This is a genomic window from Flavobacterium sp. KBS0721, from assembly GCF_002007065.3.
GTDB lineage: Bacteria > Bacteroidota > Bacteroidia > Flavobacteriales > Flavobacteriaceae > Flavobacterium > Flavobacterium piscis.
This window is the reverse complement of record NZ_CP042170.1, coordinates 3170627-3187297: the sequence shown is the minus strand read 5'-3', so window position 1 is coordinate 3187297 and position 16671 is coordinate 3170627. Positions and strand designations below refer to the sequence as shown.

Annotated in this window: 19 protein-coding genes; 12 read left to right on the top strand and 7 right to left on the bottom strand. The window is 37.2% G+C overall.

Annotated features, from left to right (window positions below):
• Positions 1-172: 172 nt before the first annotated feature.
• The 7 genes from B0M43_RS13875 to B0M43_RS13845 all read right to left on the bottom strand — a co-directional run bounded on the left by B0M43_RS13875 (position 173) and on the right by B0M43_RS13845 (position 5708).
• Positions 173-814, bottom strand: a complete 642-nt coding sequence (locus B0M43_RS13875) for a hydrolase (protein WP_042565318.1) — start codon at positions 812-814, stop codon at positions 173-175.
• 132 nt (positions 815-946) lie between these two features.
• A complete protein-coding gene (locus tag B0M43_RS13870) occupies positions 947-1966 on the bottom strand; it encodes an LLM class flavin-dependent oxidoreductase (RefSeq protein WP_078008844.1) in 1020 nt (339 codons plus the stop codon).
• A 50-nt stretch (positions 1967-2016) separates the two neighbouring features.
• Positions 2017-2955: a DUF5996 family protein gene (locus B0M43_RS13865; RefSeq protein ID WP_078008845.1), complete on the bottom strand. Its 939-nt coding sequence runs from the start codon at positions 2953-2955 to the stop codon at positions 2017-2019.
• Between the two features lie 199 nt (positions 2956-3154).
• Positions 3155-3640 (bottom strand): hypothetical protein, encoded by a 486-nt coding sequence (locus B0M43_RS13860; protein ID WP_123921856.1) that lies wholly within the window; start codon positions 3638-3640, stop codon positions 3155-3157.
• Positions 3641-3652: 12 nt separating this feature from the next.
• Positions 3653-4405: an SDR family oxidoreductase gene (locus B0M43_RS13855; RefSeq protein WP_078008847.1), complete on the bottom strand. Its 753-nt coding sequence runs from the start codon at positions 4403-4405 to the stop codon at positions 3653-3655.
• 71 nt (positions 4406-4476) lie between these two features.
• Entirely contained in the window at positions 4477-5337 is an 861-nt protein-coding gene (locus B0M43_RS13850; RefSeq protein ID WP_078008848.1) for an SDR family NAD(P)-dependent oxidoreductase, read from the bottom strand.
• Positions 5338-5342: 5 nt separating this feature from the next.
• Positions 5343-5708 carry a hypothetical protein gene (locus tag B0M43_RS13845; RefSeq protein WP_078008849.1) on the bottom strand — a complete coding sequence of 122 codons (366 nt, stop codon included), beginning with the start codon at positions 5706-5708 and terminating at the stop codon, positions 5343-5345.
• A 75-nt stretch (positions 5709-5783) separates the two neighbouring features.
• On the opposite strand from B0M43_RS13845, the gene B0M43_RS13840 reads away from it, so the two are divergent.
• The 12 genes from B0M43_RS13840 to B0M43_RS13795 all read left to right on the top strand — a co-directional run bounded on the left by B0M43_RS13840 (position 5784) and on the right by B0M43_RS13795 (position 16554).
• Positions 5784-6692, top strand: coding sequence for an AraC family transcriptional regulator (locus B0M43_RS13840; protein ID WP_168199946.1), 909 nt, complete (start codon positions 5784-5786; stop codon positions 6690-6692).
• Between the two features lie 105 nt (positions 6693-6797).
• Entirely contained in the window at positions 6798-8339 is a 1542-nt protein-coding gene (locus B0M43_RS13835) for a GMC family oxidoreductase (RefSeq protein ID WP_078008851.1), read from the top strand.
• 35 nt (positions 8340-8374) lie between these two features.
• On the top strand, positions 8375-9292 hold the full coding sequence (locus tag B0M43_RS13830) for a response regulator transcription factor (protein WP_078008852.1): 918 nt from the start codon (positions 8375-8377) through the stop codon (positions 9290-9292).
• Positions 9293-9522: 230 nt separating this feature from the next.
• Complete coding sequence (locus B0M43_RS13825) at positions 9523-10158, top strand: DUF2652 domain-containing protein (RefSeq protein WP_078008853.1); 636 nt, start codon at positions 9523-9525, stop codon at positions 10156-10158.
• Between the two features lie 543 nt (positions 10159-10701).
• Positions 10702-11031: a hypothetical protein gene (locus B0M43_RS13820; protein WP_123921857.1), complete on the top strand. Its 330-nt coding sequence runs from the start codon at positions 10702-10704 to the stop codon at positions 11029-11031.
• A 363-nt stretch (positions 11032-11394) separates the two neighbouring features.
• Positions 11395-12870, top strand: a complete 1476-nt coding sequence (locus B0M43_RS13815) for an aldehyde dehydrogenase family protein (protein WP_078008855.1) — start codon at positions 11395-11397, stop codon at positions 12868-12870.
• Between the two features lie 35 nt (positions 12871-12905).
• Positions 12906-13892 carry an amidohydrolase family protein gene (locus B0M43_RS13810; protein ID WP_078008856.1) on the top strand — a complete coding sequence of 329 codons (987 nt, stop codon included), beginning with the start codon at positions 12906-12908 and terminating at the stop codon, positions 13890-13892.
• A gap of 116 nt (positions 13893-14008) precedes the next feature.
• A complete protein-coding gene (locus B0M43_RS13805; RefSeq protein ID WP_078008857.1) occupies positions 14009-14569 on the top strand; it encodes an NADPH-dependent FMN reductase in 561 nt (186 codons plus the stop codon).
• 2 nt (positions 14570-14571) lie between these two features.
• Positions 14572-14754: a DUF5996 family protein gene (locus B0M43_RS24840; RefSeq protein WP_371295968.1), complete on the top strand. Its 183-nt coding sequence runs from the start codon at positions 14572-14574 to the stop codon at positions 14752-14754.
• Positions 14666-15214 carry a DUF5996 family protein gene (locus B0M43_RS13800; RefSeq protein ID WP_256370405.1) on the top strand — a complete coding sequence of 183 codons (549 nt, stop codon included), beginning with the start codon at positions 14666-14668 and terminating at the stop codon, positions 15212-15214. Before B0M43_RS24840 ends, B0M43_RS13800 begins: the two co-directional genes overlap by 89 nt.
• Positions 15160-15489: a DUF5996 family protein gene (locus B0M43_RS24755; RefSeq protein ID WP_371295967.1), complete on the top strand. Its 330-nt coding sequence runs from the start codon at positions 15160-15162 to the stop codon at positions 15487-15489. Before B0M43_RS13800 ends, B0M43_RS24755 begins: the two co-directional genes overlap by 55 nt.
• Before the next feature lie 501 nt (positions 15490-15990).
• On the top strand, positions 15991-16554 hold the full coding sequence (locus tag B0M43_RS13795) for a hypothetical protein (protein ID WP_078008858.1): 564 nt from the start codon (positions 15991-15993) through the stop codon (positions 16552-16554).
• Positions 16555-16671 lie beyond the last annotated feature (117 nt).

Here is a 16671-nt window from a genome sequence, read left to right as displayed (position 1 = left end):
CCCAGCCTCATTACCGGCATATGTGAAATTATTTTCGAGAAAAAGTTTGAACTTACTTCAATTACTTTTTCATCTACTGTATCAAAAAACAGGAGACCCTCATCCATTAAAATATAAAATAGCTGGGCAAAGTCAATTTTACTGACACTGTAAACATTTTTAAATACCTACGCTATTCGGTAGCATCATAACCAAATTGAATACCGGCAGTACCTCCAGCCTTTATGAAAAGTTTCATAAATTCTTGCGATGTTTCGGAACGATTCCAATCTCGCTGGAGTTCACAAAACAACTGTGTCAAACTTACTGGTTGGCCACCTGCTTGTTCTATTCTGCGCAATGCTGCATCGTGTCCCGCCAAGGAAGTTCCACCAACAGCATCCACAACAGGATACACCTCATAACCTTCCTTTAACGCATCTAATGCCGGGAAAGAAAGACATGCTTCGGTCCATAGAGCTGTCATAATTAATTTTTTTCTTCCTGTTGCTTTAATGGCTTCCACAAATTCTTTATCTTCCCATGAATTTATGGTTGTTCTGTCATAAGAAGGCACACCATCTAACTCTTTTTTTAATTGAGGAATTGTTTCTGAATTGAAACCAGTTTTTACATTTACCGTTGAAAGTATAATTGGTAAGTTGTAAACTTTTGCCATTTTAGCTAAGGCAGCAATGTTGTTAACAAGTAATTGTCTATCCATTGAAGCAATGGAATTGACTTGTACTTTTTGATAATCAATAATTATCAATACTGAATTTTCTGGGGTTAGTAAGTGATCCTTTTTTTGATCGCGGATTGGTAAACTGCTCATGATTTTTTTATTTTTTTTGTTAATATTTTGTTTTAATATTTTGTTTCAATTAATTTTTTGTAAAGCCAAACATTCCATTGCAAGTTTTGTGGTATTAGTATTAGTAATAAGTTATGTCACCGAATGTTGCTGTCAGGAAATTAAATCCATTACCTTAGTTCCAAGCAAAATAATAGAGTTTTTCAAATGTTCATGTGATAAACCAGCACTGTCCATCTGAAAAGTAACTCTGGAAATACCACCCAGAGCTTCAGAATGCCGCAAAATCTTTTCAGCTACATCTTCAGGGCTTCCAACGATCAAAGCACCATATTTACCAGACTGAGAATCAAAACTTTCTCTGGTTACTGCCGGCCAACCCCGTTCTTTTCCTATTGCGGTAAAATTTGCTGCATAACCTGGATAAAATTCAGCAATTGCTTTTTCTGTAGTTTCTGCTACATAGCCAAGCGAATGCAGACCCACAGATAATTTGTCCGGCGAATGTCCAGCAGCTTTACCAGCTTGCCTATACAAATCTACCAAAGGTGCAAACCGCCTGGTTTCGCCTCCAATAATGGCCACCATCAACGGTAAACCTAATGTTCCCGCCCTCACGAATGATTCTGGCGTGCCACCTACCCCCAGCCAAATGGGTAATGATTTTTGAAGCGGTCTTGGGTAGATGGGTTGATTATTGAGAGAGGGTCTAAATTTGCCGGACCACGATAAAAATTCAGTATCCCGGATATTCAAAAGCAGATTTAATTTTTCTTTAAAAAGTTCATCGTAATCTTTCAGGTCAAAACCAAAAAGGGGATACGCTTCTATAGATGAGCCACGACCAACTACTAACTCTGCACGCCCGTTTGAGATAAGATCCAATGTGGCATAATTTTGAAAAACCCGAACAGGATCTGCAGCGCTCAAAACGGAAACAGCGCTGCTCAGCCTGATATTTTTCGTCTGTGCTGCTGCAGCTGCTAAAATCATGTGTGGTGCAGAATCTAAATATCCTTTTTTATGATGTTCGCCAATGCCAAAAACATTCAGGCCAGAATCATCCGCACATACTATACGTTCTAGTAGCTGCTCCATTGCTTCAGTTGCCGTAAGTTCTGCGCCTGAAGAATAATTATTATACATGGCAAAACTATCTATTCCGATTTCCATAAGTACTTTATTTTAATAATTTTTTATTAATGATTGAGTTAAAATGATCACTAAAATTTTTCAAATGATGTTAGATCGCATTGCAAACCTTTATCCCAATTTCCTGTTTCAGAGGCTGCCTGAAATGTAGATTCCAGAAAACTGAGTAAATACTTTTCCGGCTCTGCATTATTCTGTACCGCTTTGTAGGGTAGTAAAAATTGACCACTATCCTTGCTGTAAAATGCTTCTTGTGGTAAAACATCGTAATCCGCAAAACCTTCGGGCACGGGATAAACATAAGAATAGAAAAATGCTTCCGGAAAATCTTTACTTCCTGCCCAAAAACCACAACTGCTCACTTCATGGCTGTAAGCTTCCTGCATCACTAATTGTGGCATATTTGGTATTTTGCTTACAAGTTTTGGGGCTGATTTCCCAGAAAACCTGCTTACTGCCAGATCAAATGCGCCCCAGAATAAATGAACTGGGCTAACTTTTCCGGTAAAGCCAGATCTGAAACGTGTGAAAACTTTCTGAATCTGAATTAGCACTTTCCAGTATATCTGAATCTGTTCCTTATTATATTCCCTTTCCTGATGATCCTGCTCAAATGGGATTGCTTCCTGTAGTTCATTTGGTTTAGCAAAAATTTGTACTTCTATTTGCAGAGAGCGTAAAGTCTCAAATAATACTTTGTAAAAATCAACGATTGCTCCTTGTCGCAATTCTATGCGTTTTTGTTGTCCATTACTTGTGGTAATATTTAATTCATGTGAGATAAAATTAAGTTCAATTTCAAAAATTCCAAATTCATAAGGAATGCTGCCAGTCGTTAAACCACTTGAAGAAACGTACAATGTCACATGCCAGGAATGATTGATCCAAGGCGTCTTTTTCATTCTTATTTTTCCTACGATTTGTGTCCACAACTGGACAGTTTTCAATGTATTTTCAAGTTGGTAATAATCTAGTGCAGGCCACTTATTTTTGTTAAAAATGTGTTCCATGTAATGTTATTTATATTGTGTTATTTTAAAAGTTAGAGACCTCTGACTAAATTTCCTTTTATGAAATAATAAAAATTGATATATCTGCAGTCAAAAGTATTGTAGTCAATATTTTCTGAATCGACTCTTTTTCTAGCAGCAAATCAACTTTAGGTTTTACCAATCAATCATAGACCAGTAATTTTATCTTCTTAATGTTCTAAAAGGTATTTAATTTTATCTCTCCTTCCTGAATGTATGTTGTAACTAAATGTTGCATTTTCTTCAATTGGATCATTTTTTCAGGTGAAATTTTTAAAATATAACTACTTTCAGAAATCACAACCTTCAAAGATGAATTCGCACTTTCGGAAATATTTGGACTTACAAAAGAAGTGACGGAATGTTCTATCAATTCACTTTTATCATTTTTTGCTGAAGATATTTCCCAACCTCCGTCCAACAAAATCCAATATGCATCTACTTTACTTTCGTAAGGTTTTAAAATTTCCCCTTTAGAAAAGTGAAATTCATTTGCGCTTTCTTTCACCCATAGTAATTCTTCTTTTGTGAATTTTTGAAAGAAGGGAACTTTTGCAAGGAGACTCAAATTTACAGTTGATGGTGCCATGCCTTTTTTATTTTTAAGTTTGAAATACATGGCAGCTGCGGTTGCAGCTGCCAGTATAATTAATATTATTTTCATTTTCATTTTATATTAAATACTTGCCCCTCCGTTTGCCATAAAATGATGACCGGTTATAAAAGAAGCTTCATCGCTTACTGCGAAGGACACAACATCGGCAATGTCTTTCGGCAGACCCATTCTTCCCAATGGTGTCACATCGATAATTTCCTTTTTGTAAGGGCTGTCCGCTGGCATGTCCAGAAATATTCCAGCCTCATCAGTGGCGCCGGGAATAACACTGTTTACCGTAATACCTTTATGTCCCAATTCTTTTGCAAGTACTTCCACGAAATATTTCGGTGCTATCTTACTTCCGCCATAGACTGCAAAGCCTGGATTTACATACGCTGTAGTACTTGAAGAAATAAGTACGATCCTTCCATTGTTCTCAATGTGCTTAGCAGCTTGCTGCATAGTAAAAAAAGTACCTTTAGTATTGATATTGAAAACTTTATCAAACTGCTCCTCGGTATAATCAGTAAAAGCTATCTGAATTAATTCAAAACCAGCATTCGCAATTACAATATCAATTTTGCCGAAATTTTCTTTTGCCTCTGAAAATAATCTTTCAATTTCTTTGATATTAGAAGAATCAGCCTTAATTGCAAGTGCTTTGGTTCCCAATTCCTCAATCTCTTTGACGGTTTGATTTGCTGCTGCCTCGTCTTTAGCATAATTAAACACAATATTTGCACCTTGGGAAGCTAACTTTAAAACTAATGCTTTTCCAATTCCTTTGCTACCACCTGTAACAAGAGCGACTTTATTTTGTAATGATTTCATATTTTTATTTTTAAATGATTTTAGAATAAAGCAGGATCTGATTAACATAACCTGCTTGTTTTTGAAATTAATTAATGTGCAGGAATAGTAGCATCGTCAAATTTTGTTGAAAGTGCCTTTTCTCTCCAGTTGTTAAGGTCAGTCGTTAATTTGGCAATTACCTTATCTGCGCTTTCAACAGACATATCGCCCACAAAAAGACGCGATGGTGCTTTATCACTTTGGCTGGCTTCATAAATTACCTGTGCCGTTTTGTAAGGACTCCAAGGTTGCTGACCATTTATTGATGCAAGAAATCCTTTAAATTTACCGGCACTTTCTGCATATTCAGGCATTTCTTTTTTAGGACTTTTCAAAGAACCGCCAGCCCAGTTTGTACGCATTGGACCAGGCAATACACTCATAATTTTAATTCCGAAATCAGCTACTTCTGCAGCTAATGATTCAGAAAAACCTTCCAATGCAATTTTACTTGCACCATAAACACTCATTCCCGGATAAGCTGCAAACCCTCCAATAGCAGAGATTTGTATAATGTTGCCCGACGCCTGTTTACGCATTTGCGGCAGTATACTTAAAGTGGTATTGAATGCACCCCAGAAATTAGTTTCAAACTGCTGGCGAGCTTCTTCTTCGGAAAATTCCTCGCCGGCACCAATCAGCCCAAAGCCTGCATTATTTACCAGTACATCTATTTGTCCGTAATCACTGATCACCTTTGCAATCCCTGCCGTAATATCCTCTTTTTTTGTAACATCCATTATTATGGGATGAGTATTACCTGGTACTAGATTATAAAAATCATCAAACTGATTTTCATTTCTTAATGTACCTACCACGATATTGCCTTGTTCCGCAGCTACTTTAGCGATTTCACGACCAAGACCAGTTGACACTCCTGTAACTAGCCATACTTTTTGATTTTTTTCCATTGTCTTTAAATTTTTTGTTTAGTTAAAATGACAATGCAAAGATGCTGTAGAGTATGACTTAATAAAAGGTGAGATGGCGGGGTAAAATGGTAAAATACAGAGAAACTACTTTCTCTGTATTCTTTTAGGGTCAAGCCTTTGCCTTTTTTGAAGTACTGGGTAAAAATTATAAGCTCATCAAGGTCAGGCAGTCTCAGCGGCTGGCAGGTTAGAACTGCACACCATATTTGCTCTGGAACAATTATTATTTCATTAATCCTTCCAGTAAACGGTTTTGTTATTTTTTTAACCAATGAGCCTAAATAAGCAGCATCCACAGCTAACGGTTGGGCTTCATGATTAATGTTAAATAATGTTTTTTGACCTATCAATTATTATATCTACCTTTCAACAATAATGAAAAGGCAATTCTTCCTTTCACTAAAATTAAAATTTCGATGAAAAAAATGAACTTGGATAAAGTTATCACTTACAATTCTATTTCGGAATTTTTAATATCAATGGGTAAACCTGCCGAGCAAGACAGTGACTTTTCGATTAGCAGGCTAGAGGGATATTTAAGTGATGAGCCAATGGAGTCAGAATCCTTTCGAACCAATTATTTGAATTTTCTTATGATCGTTGATGGTTCAGGAAGTTACACTATTGACAATATTTTTTTTGAGTTGAAACCCTCTACTTTCTATTTTACCACTCCTGGTCATTTAAAATCATTTGTGATAGAAAAGCCGTGGAAAGGCTTCATACTTTCTTTTACAGATACTTTCATTAAAAATTATTACAGTGGAAACCTCTTCACAGAATTTCCATTTTTGGTTGCCGAAACGACTCCGCCAGTTTATTTAAATCAATTATTGAAAGAAGACCTTCTCAAGAGATTTGAGACATTGCTGGAGCATTACAACACAGAAAGCCAGTTTAAAGATCAAATGCTTACCAATCTAATTATTACGTTCCTATATAAGGTAAAGGAAATCCTCATAACTGCACCCAGCCTCGAAGGTAAGCAATTTGGTTATTCCTCGCTGGTAATTAAATTCAGGAAACACCTTGATGACCACTTTAGAGATGTACTAAAAGGTCAGGCCACAGCAATTTCCAATAGTAACCAGATTGCAAAAGCACTTTCTGTAAGTGCTGATTACATGGGTACGGTAGTGAAAAAAGAAACAGGCAAAACTGTAACAAACTGGATTACAGAGCGTACCATATCAGAAGCGCAGAGCCTGATTAAAAACACTTCTCTTTCAATCTCAGAGATCTCCTATATGTTAACGTTTCAAGACCCTACTAACTTCACCAAATACTTCAAAAAAAATACAGGCTTCTCGCCAAAAGAATATCGAAGCCAGTAATCCATACTTGGATTTACCATTTCATCAATTATTTTAACCTTTTTTAAGATTTCAAATACCTGCAAATTTGTAATAGTTAAATCAGTATTTAAAATCAAGACGAAAATGGAAACAAAACCCTCAAATTCTTTAATAGACCAGCATTATGATTTTATAATTTCAGGTGCCGGTTCGGCAGGCGCAGTGCTTGCAGCGAGACTAAGTGAAAATCCCTCACATAAAGTGTTGTTGATCGAGGCAGGTCCGATTTTTCCCCCAGACTCCTATCCAGAAGAATTAATAAGCAGCAGTATAATTGGTGCGAATGGAAATCCGGGGCTTGAATGGGGATACCAATCTGTATCCGGTAACATTGGTCATCCAATTCATGCCATAAGAGGAAAGGTTCTTGGCGGAAGTTCAACTATGAATGGAGCGGTAAGCAGCCGTGCAACGGCGGCAGATTTTGAGCGATGGACGGCCTATGGACTTAAGGGTTGGACACAGGCTGACGTTCTTCCATTTTATAAAAAATTAGAGAATACTGCAGCAGGTACAGATGAGTGGCATGGACGTAGTGGTCCCTTTCCTGTTCATCAGCTCAGTTTTGATGAAGTGAGTCCCCTGCAGCGTGCTTTTATTGAGGCTTCAGAAAGTAACGGATTTGAAAGAATTGATGACTTTAATGCTGATAAACAACACGGAGTAGGTCCGTATCCAATGAATGTGTTAAATGGCGAGCGAATGAATACGGGTATGACTTATCTTAACAAAGAAGTAAGAAAAAGATCAAATTTAATTATCATTGCAGACACGCTGGTAGACAAGGTGGTGATCGAGATTGATCAAGCTACAGGCGTCATGCTTGCGAATGGAACAATAATAAAAGGAAACCATATCATTCTTTCTTCAGGTACCTATGGCAGTGCTGCAACGCTTCTGCGCTCAGGAATTGGTCCTTCTGAAGACTTAAAAAAGTTGAATATCCCTTTAGTCAAAGATCTACCTGTTGGCAGCCAACTATTTGATCATCCCTTTTATTACAATGCTTATGCAGTAGATCCGTCATTGGTTGGTCAACAAACACCGGTGATTGGTGCTTTTTTATGGACAAGATCAGATGAAAGTATAGGAAATGAACTCGACATACACATTACCGCAACACATCTGCTGGATCCAAAATACAGCCCGACGGGCGTTGGTTTTGTATTGGCTGTAGGACTAACCAGACCCTCTTCAGTTGGTAATGTCAAACTAGCAACTAGAAACCCAGAAGATGCGCCGATCATAGATCTTAATTTTCTGGATTCAATTTCAGACAAAGAAAGGCTGTTGGCGGGTGTTAAAGTTGCAAGAAAGATTGGAAAAACTTCCCCCATGAGCAGTTTTTTCACAGGAGAAATTATGCCTGGAATAGAAACAGATCAGGATGCTGAATTGATGCAGGCAATAATGTCTACACTAGATACTTATCACCATCCCACTTCGACTGTTCCAATGGGTATTGTTGATGATCCAAAGGCGGTTGTTAATGAGGCAGGATTGGTTTATGGTGTTAAAAATTTAAGGGTGGTTGATGCTTCGATTTTCCCTGATGTCCCTTCAACAGCTACTAATCTGACGGTTATTATGGCAGCAGAGAAAATAGCAAGCGTGATGCTTTCCTAAAGGTTCGATCTTCAATTCCACTAATCGTACGTACTATGAAAAGAATAAATTTAGATCAAATAACAACTTACAATTCTATTTCTGATTTTTTACTCTCTTTGGGTAAGTTGGAGGTACAGGACAACGACTTCTCCATTAGCAGTCTTGACGGTTATCTTAGTGACGAACCGATGAGGTCTGATTCTTTTCGTACCAATTTTTTCAACTTTCTAATGATTGTTGATGGCCAGGGCAGCTATACAATTGATAATGTTGAATTTAAATTAGTGCCTGCAAGTTTTTATTTTACAACCCCTGGTCATTTGAAATCCTTCGTAATTGAAAAACCATGGAAAGGCTTCATCCTCTCGTTTACAGAAAAGTTTATCAAAGAATACTATATGGGTGATCTATTTAAAGAATTTCCATTTTTAGTTGCAGAAACTACTCCCCCAATATATTTAAATAAAGATTTGGAAGCAGACATCTCAAAAAGACTTGGTACGCTGCTTGAACATTATAATACGGAAAGTAAATTTAAATATCAAATGATCACTAATATATTAATTGCTTTCCTTTACAAGGTAAAAGAAACGCTGTCTGAAGCACCAATATTAGAAGGACAGCAGTTTGGATATTCTCTATTGGTTATCAAATTTAGAAAATATCTTGATGATCATTTTAGAAATGTAATAAGCGGCAGAATCCCAGAAATTTTCAATGGCAATCAAATTGCAAATGCCCTTTCTGTAAGCGCAGACCATTTGGGAAGTCAAGTAAAAAAGGAAACCGGAAGAACCATAACTAAGTGGATCACGGATAGAACAATTATGGAGGCACAATGTCTGCTGAAAAATTCGTCATTATCTATTTCAGAAATATCCTACGCACTAACTTTTTCAGATCCTACTAATTTCACTAAGTATTTTAAGAAAAACACAGGTTTTTCACCAAAACAATATAGAGGTCAATAGATATCTTTCTTGGTTATTATACGAAGGACAAATTATTATTATCGCTAAATAAACAAGTTGTAAAATCTGTTTATTTGGCTTTTTTAATGTCGCTGACTAGCGGAAAGAATCCATAATTTAATATGAATCAAACTTCTACATTCCTTAAATCACCATTTGTACCCCCCAATTAACCTTTTTTGGGACCCTGGATATCCGCAAATTTGTCATAGTTATAAAAGTAAATAATTATGAAATCACAAAACTCAACATTTCTCCCTAAAAAGAGAATCATAAGAACTTCAATTAAAAAAGAGACTACAAAAATATCAAAAAGCACCTTTGATCAACGAGGCACTATATGTATTGTCGACATCAGCGGGTACACAACCTTTGTGAATGAGACACAAAGTACTGTAGGGCTTCTCAGCGTTTCCAAACTTTTACAAAAGATTATTACAGTCAATAATCCATTCTTTAATATTTCGGAAATAGAAGGGGATGCAATTCTTTTTTACCGTTATGGAGAACCTTATCCCGTCGATGTAATCCTACAGCAGTTCGAAGCTATACTTTTAGCATTTAACAAAATGGTTACCAGACTAAAAGTATATGGTAACAACGTTACATCTTTATCCCTTAAATCTATTGTACATTACGGCGAAATATCTGAATTTACTATAGGACGCTTTGAGAAGCTTTACGGCAAGCCTTTAATTGAGGCACATAGGCTCCTGAAAAACTCTATTAATAGAGATACTTATTCATTAATTACCGAACAGTATTTAGGAACTTCATCGAAAAATGCGGATACAGCATTGCTCGGTATTCGGCAATCTGAAAAATATGATGTAGGGGAACTTAATTATACTTATTTTCCTTATTAATTTTGAATTGACGGTGTTTTAAATCAGCGTTGTAAAAGCTAAGATTATATATGTGTAATTCAAACAGTATAAAAGCTGTTTTCTCTACTTTACGGTATTTCTAATATGCCTATTTCAAATAACCATAGGCGGGAGTCCCAGCCGGCCGGCAATAGAATCAAAATTTTCTTTTCAGTGTAATAATGGCATATTATAAAATAAGGAGCCTCCTTCTGCAAATTTGCCTTAAAACATACATTGACCAGTAACTGCATTTGATTGGAAAGAATACAATCTGCCCCAAGGGATAAATATTTTATTTTGAATCTTATTAATATTTGCTTGATCAGTACATAACAATTAGAATTTAATCTCTAGAGGCCTAAAGAAATTTCAATTATAAAATTATGTTTTCATTTTTGATTTTCAAGTTCAAACATTTATAAGTCATCATTTTTAACCTGTTTCTCCCAGATTTTGACCTTTTTCAGGTATGTATTTAGCTGCAACTTTGTCTTAGTTAAAAACATGATAATGACGACTCACATATTAAATACTACGCTCATGGCAGAAGCAGCATATCTCAATAAAGAACAAAGCTTGATTAAGCAGAATTCACAACAATGGCATTTAGAAATGAACAGCAAAGACGCAATAGATAAACCTAAAATGATCGTACCTGGAATTATCACACTTGTAAACGGATTGCTATTCGTGCTGCCAGAAACATTTGATGCACTTGATTTTTTAATGTTTTCAGTGGATTTGATTACAATTTGCGTCCAACTGAAAGCTAAGGATTTAAGTGGATTTGCCAGCGAGTTCCCATTCATTGCCTTAAACATTATATTGCTCTATATGCAGTATTCATTTTCAAAAGTTAAAGAACGATAATATCTATACTTAATGGCTGTGACATGCTTTTCCTAAACCTACAAGCATCTTAAACTTACCATTTGTTCACTTTATTTAACCATTTTTTCAGGCGCTAATTGCAGCAACTTTGCTGCACATAAATGGATAGTGAGATGAAAAGAAAAAAACGCAAAGACAAGAATTTACTCCAAAATTCGAGTTTTATTTGAAGACAAAATTAGGAATATCAGAGGATAATTCGGCCCTTCTTGTACACTGTTTGGATGTGTTTAATTTTTTATCATCCGTCCCAGTTCTTGATTCAATACCCCTGTAATTTTCACCTATTAAATCCGGAGATATAATTCTCAATTAACCATCATAATAATTAAAATAAAAAAAATGAAAAACAACTTACAAACACCATTACTAAACAATGAATGGAATGGTAAAATTTACATTAATGGCTGGGTTAAACCTGGACGAGGAACAGAAGAAATTTTGGAAAAGGCTACTGGGATTAACATTGGACAAACCGGTATCGCTTCACCAGAAGATATCTCAAATGCAGGCGCACTTGCACGTTTCGCTCAAAAAAGCTGGGCAAAGAAATCTGGTGCTCAAAGGAGCGACGTTTTAAGAGAATTTGCACGCTTAATTCATGACTATTCAGATGAAATAGCAACTTATCTTGTTAAAGAAACTGGCTCTATCATGTTAAAAGCTAAATGGGAGGTACAAATGGCCTCTACAGAGTTTAGTGAAGCTGCTGCCTTGGCAACTCAGCCTACAGGCTTTCTTACCTCAACATTAGAGCCCGGCTTTCAAAGTATCGCCCGAAGAATTCCGATGGGTGTCATCGGAATTATCACGCCCTGGAATTCTCCGATCATTTTGGCGGCACGTGCAATTGCACCAGCTCTGGCAATGGGAAATGCTGTTCTCTTAAAACCAGATGTTCAGTCGCCCGTATCTGGTGGTTTCATATTTGCAAAACTGCTGGAACTTGCCAATCTTCCTCAAGGACTGTTTCATGTTCTGCCAGGAGGTCCTGAAACTGGAGAGGCACTGGTAAAAGAGCCAGCAGTAGATATGGTCAGCTTTACAGGTTCAACAAGAGCAGGAAAACTTGTTGGTGCAAATGCAAGCGGATTACTTAAGCGTGTAGCTTTAGAGCTTGGAGGAGACAATCCATATATAGTTCTTGAGGACGTAGATATCGAAGCCGCCGCCGCCGCGGGAACCTGGGGAAGCTTTTTCCATCAAGGCCAGATTTGTCTATCCATAGGAAGACATCTAGTACATGAAAGTATAGCCGAAGCTTACACTGAGGCGCTGGTTAGAAAAGCACAGGCGCTTATCGTTGGAAATCCATTGGATGAGAAAGTACAGGTAGGTCCGGTAATCAATGAGAGACAAGTATTGAATGTACTTCGGATTCTTGATGATAGTGCTGCAAAGGGAGCCAGAATACTTACTGGCGGAAAAAGAAACAATCTTTTTATTGAGCCAACTGTAGTGACCAATGTATTGCCTGGGATGCCTCTCTTTGACGAAGAAATTTTTGGTCCGATTGCCACAATTACAACCTTCAAAAACGATGAAGAAGCGATAGAATTAGCGAATATGACCGACTATGGGCTGGTATCTGCCGTAGTATCCAATAATCTGGTGAGAGCGCAGCATATAGCCGATAATATCAGAACAGGTGTTGTCCACATTAACGATCAAACTGTTGTCCATGGAATTTATGGACCTATCGCTGGCGTTGGTAAATCTGGAAATGGCTTTGGCCATGGTACAGTTAGTAATGCAGATACATTTTCAGAATGGCAGTGGATCACTACCCATGCAGCAATTCCAAATTACCCTTTCTAAATTAACAATTAAATCAGAAACTTAATCTTTTTAAAATGAATAATAATCATAGAATCGACGTACATCAGCACGTATTACCTCCCTTCTGGTCCCAAGCATTAAACGCAAACGGCGGCGATCCTTCAGGTCCAAGATCAGGAGATTCAAATAATTCAGTAGTTCCAAAGTGGTCACCTGAGGGAGCTATTGCCCTTATGGATAGTTTGGAAATATCAACAGGTATATTATCACTTACTTCCCCTGGAATTGTTGGATGGGCTTCAGAATTACAGGCGGGAATGGCTAGAAGAATTAATGAATATACTGCGGGTTTAGTAGCCAAAAAACCATTGCGTTTTGGCAATTTTGCCACACTTCCAATGCCGCACATTGATGAATCGCTTGCAGAGATTGAATATGCATTAGACATATTGCATGCTGACGGGATAATACTGTTTAGTAATTATGGAGATAATTATCTTGGGGACGCTCAATTCTTGCCTTTGTGGCAAGAATTGAATCGTAGAAAAGCCGTAGTATTTATACATCCGGGGCTCCCTATTATGCCGATGAAAGGCGTAGCAGGGCCATTGGTAGATTATCCCTTTGCAACTACAAGGGTAGCTGTTCAACTTGTGTTGAATGGAATTGTAAGCCGCTTTCCTGACGTCAATATTATATTATCGCATGCGGGTGGATTTGTTCCTTATGCAGTGCACAGGTTTGTCGAATTGGCCCATGTATTTAGGACTGATGCTCCAAATCATGAAGAAATACTCAACAGCTTCCGTAAATTTTATTATGATACCGCATTGGCTTCCAGTCCTACTTCACTTCCAAGTCTGACTTCCTTTGCTAAAAGAGAACATATTTTATTCGGATCCGATTATCCTTTTGCGCCTTCAGATGTAGTAACAGACTTCACCAGACATCTGGATCAATACCAGTTTAAGGATCAATTACAGGAGAGCGAAATTAGCCATAATAACGCATTGGTTCTATTCCCCCGGTTGTCCGAGCAGCTGCTTCTAAAAAAAGTATAGTATTACCATTGGTAATACCTCTTCCTGAGGCTGTCATAAAGTGAGGCGGCATCTTTTTAATTTACAAAAGAGTTCCACTAGAATTCAATCCTTAAAGAACATAAAATACAGAAATTATGAATAAAGTAATAGGCATTATTGCAGGTAGTCTGCGCAAGGAATCATATTCAAAAAAGATAAGTGAAGCGGTATGGGCTATGGCACCGGAAGGATTTGAATTTAAACTAATTTCATTGGCCGATCTTCCATTGTACAATCAGGATTTTGATGATCATAATATGGTTCCTCAATCCATCAAGTCATTCAGGGATGAGATGGCAGCAGTTGACGGCGTTTTATTTATAACACCAGAGTATAACAGGTCTGTCCCAGCGGTTTTGAAGAACGCTTTGGATGTAGGATCAACACCTCATGGTAAAAGCATATGGAATTCGAAACCAGGAGCCATTTTTAGCAATTCGCCTGGAAACCTAGCTGCTTTTGGAGCTAACCACCATTTAAGGCAAAGTCTGGTATTCTTGAACGTACCTATAATGCAACAGCCGGAAGTTTACATTTCCAAGGTGAATGAACTTTTTGACGAAACCGGAAATTTAAAAGAAGGAAACACGAAGGAATTTTTGAAAAAGGCAGTGGACTCTTATATCAAATGGTTTAAAATAAATACTGCGCAATAATTATGAAAAAACATTGGCCGGTGCTTTCCTATACTTTAGGAAAGCCCACATATGAAACGCTGCAACTATTTACACAAATCGTTGGAAAGATAAAACTTGCTACAATGCCTTGGATTAACCATTCCTGGGGGAGTTACACTTCACCTTACACCTGCTGGTCTGACGACACAAACGATACCTTATAACAGTAAATATTTTCAGATAGATTTTGATTTAAACAATCATCAATTGGAGATAACGACAAGTTTACCGGAATCAAAGCAGTTCAGTCTGGAAAATATTTCTGTAGCAGGCTTTTATCAGTCTATTCAAAAGAAATTAAAAGAGATTGATATTGAGGTGCCAATTTTTACAGTTCCTTCGGAGATTGTAGATCCAATCCCTTTTGAGCAAGATGAATCTCACAATACTTATGATAAAGAGCACGCCAGCGCCCTTCATATTGCCTTATTGAGGATTAATGAAGTATTTCTGACTTATCGCAGCGACTTTAAGGGTAAAACTAGTCCGATTCATTTCTTTTTTGGGGAGGATTCGATTTGTCATTGTCTTTCTTTTCCGGAAAAAAAGCGCCAACTCATCCAGGTAAGATGCCAGGAATGCCCAACTGGGTGCTTCAGGATGCTTTTTCGCAGGAGCTTCTGACCGTTGGATTCTTTCCTGGAAATGAGGATTTAAATGAAGCGGCTTTTTATTGTTACCTCTATCCTGAACCCGAAGAATACAGTATCACAGTAATACAACCCAAAGAGGCATATTATCTTAAAAAACGGGGTGAATTTGTTTTATCTTATGCTGATGTACAGATGTCTGAAGATCCTGAGCAAAAGCTATTGGCTTTTCTAAACAGTACTTATGCTTTAGGAGCAGAAATAGCAAAGTGGGATCCGGCATTTGTAGAACCCATTACAGGAATATAATTGCAAATAAAAAATCGGACACATTAACAGGTTCTGTCGCATATACTATTAAGATTTATCTGTAGCTGGAAGTGATTTGAAAAACTAAAATCCCAAGATACAAAAAGGACTCAACTTTTCAGCCTCGATTGCCTCGACAGTTCGCTGGTACTCGGGGTGGAACATATATGGGGAAAGCTCCAAAAGCAGATAGGGTCTTTGATTAAAACTATAAAGAAAAGAAATTGGGATACTGTGGATGGATAGCAATCTGGAAGAATGCAGACAGCTAGGGTATAAATTCCAAAAGCTGACTCCTGGACCTAAGAAGTATTATAGAAGTCACGGGCTAAAATTACGTAGTCACAGCTACTTTTGCACAGCTAAAAAGATTAAGAATATTATTGTTATATTCGCTTTAAAAATAGCCAATTTATAGCACAAAGTCAACCGCAATTAGGCTTACAGATGCCATTTTGTGGCAGGTATAAGTTAGTTAGCTGGCATTTAATAAGACCGACAATGAGTACAGAATATTATTTAAAATCTTTACCTGAAAAAGACTTAGAACTTGAAATTTCAAAACAAGTAAGGCTGTCCTTAATTGAAGAGCACAAACTTACTCGAATCATAGAATTACTGAAAGAAGTAACAAGTATTGAAAATGAAACGGTAAGAGTAATTAACAAGGGAGTCAGAGGTCCTTACGCTGACGGTTATTATTGCGGATTTGAATTTGACGAAGAGTTTGAATTTTGGAAAGAACTGGTTGATAGGTACCCTAAAAACGGACTTTTAAATATCATATTTGCTGAGTATTTAGCACAAAAAGACAAAAGCTATGACAATGCATGCTATTTTTACCGAAAAGGATTTGACATTGACTTTAGACTTATTGGGTTTATTGAGCCCAGTTGGCTAGACGAACTAACAGAGAAAATTTTTGAATTTAGAATAGTTTACTTGAGACTTCAAAAAGAACAATATGAGCGGGAAGATTTTTGCGAACTAATTGATTTCTTGAAAAATAAATATAAAGACGACCGTGAGAAAATTGAACAAATTGAAAAAATAAACGCCAGCTAACATCGGTTGATCGCCCTGCTCAATTTAGCCCCGATAGCAGTGAAAATCTGTTTGCGCCGGGGTTCGGTGCAAAAGATTGAAACGAATACCGGGAAAAAGCCCCAAAAAAAAAGTAAT

What these genes read in the sequence shown, in the direction of transcription:
- B0M43_RS13810 (WP_078008856.1), top strand. Translation starts at nt 12,906, where the DNA reads ATGAATAATAATCATAGAATCGACGTACATCAGCACGTATTACCTCCC.
- B0M43_RS13805 (WP_078008857.1), top strand. Translation starts at nt 14,009, where the DNA reads ATGAATAAAGTAATAGGCATTATTGCAGGTAGTCTGCGCAAGGAATCA.
- B0M43_RS13860 (WP_123921856.1), bottom strand. Translation starts at nt 3,640, where the DNA reads ATGAAAATAATATTAATTATACTGGCAGCTGCAACCGCAGCTGCCATG.
- B0M43_RS13855 (WP_078008847.1), bottom strand. Translation starts at nt 4,405, where the DNA reads ATGAAATCATTACAAAATAAAGTCGCTCTTGTTACAGGTGGTAGCAAA.
- B0M43_RS13870 (WP_078008844.1), bottom strand. Translation starts at nt 1,966, where the DNA reads ATGGAAATCGGAATAGATAGTTTTGCCATGTATAATAATTATTCTTCA.
- B0M43_RS13875 (WP_042565318.1), bottom strand. Translation starts at nt 814, where the DNA reads ATGAGCAGTTTACCAATCCGCGATCAAAAAAAGGATCACTTACTAACC.
- B0M43_RS13840 (WP_168199946.1), top strand. Translation starts at nt 5,784, where the DNA reads ATGAACTTGGATAAAGTTATCACTTACAATTCTATTTCGGAATTTTTA.
- B0M43_RS24840 (WP_371295968.1), top strand. Translation starts at nt 14,572, where the DNA reads ATGAAAAAACATTGGCCGGTGCTTTCCTATACTTTAGGAAAGCCCACA.
- B0M43_RS13815 (WP_078008855.1), top strand. Translation starts at nt 11,395, where the DNA reads ATGAAAAACAACTTACAAACACCATTACTAAACAATGAATGGAATGGT.
- B0M43_RS13795 (WP_078008858.1), top strand. Translation starts at nt 15,991, where the DNA reads ATGAGTACAGAATATTATTTAAAATCTTTACCTGAAAAAGACTTAGAA.
- B0M43_RS13835 (WP_078008851.1), top strand. Translation starts at nt 6,798, where the DNA reads ATGGAAACAAAACCCTCAAATTCTTTAATAGACCAGCATTATGATTTT.
- B0M43_RS13850 (WP_078008848.1), bottom strand. Translation starts at nt 5,337, where the DNA reads ATGGAAAAAAATCAAAAAGTATGGCTAGTTACAGGAGTGTCAACTGGT.
- B0M43_RS24755 (WP_371295967.1), top strand. Translation starts at nt 15,160, where the DNA reads ATGCCAGGAATGCCCAACTGGGTGCTTCAGGATGCTTTTTCGCAGGAG.
- B0M43_RS13820 (WP_123921857.1), top strand. Translation starts at nt 10,702, where the DNA reads ATGGCAGAAGCAGCATATCTCAATAAAGAACAAAGCTTGATTAAGCAG.
- B0M43_RS13825 (WP_078008853.1), top strand. Translation starts at nt 9,523, where the DNA reads ATGAAATCACAAAACTCAACATTTCTCCCTAAAAAGAGAATCATAAGA.
- B0M43_RS13865 (WP_078008845.1), bottom strand. Translation starts at nt 2,955, where the DNA reads ATGGAACACATTTTTAACAAAAATAAGTGGCCTGCACTAGATTATTAC.
- B0M43_RS13830 (WP_078008852.1), top strand. Translation starts at nt 8,375, where the DNA reads ATGAAAAGAATAAATTTAGATCAAATAACAACTTACAATTCTATTTCT.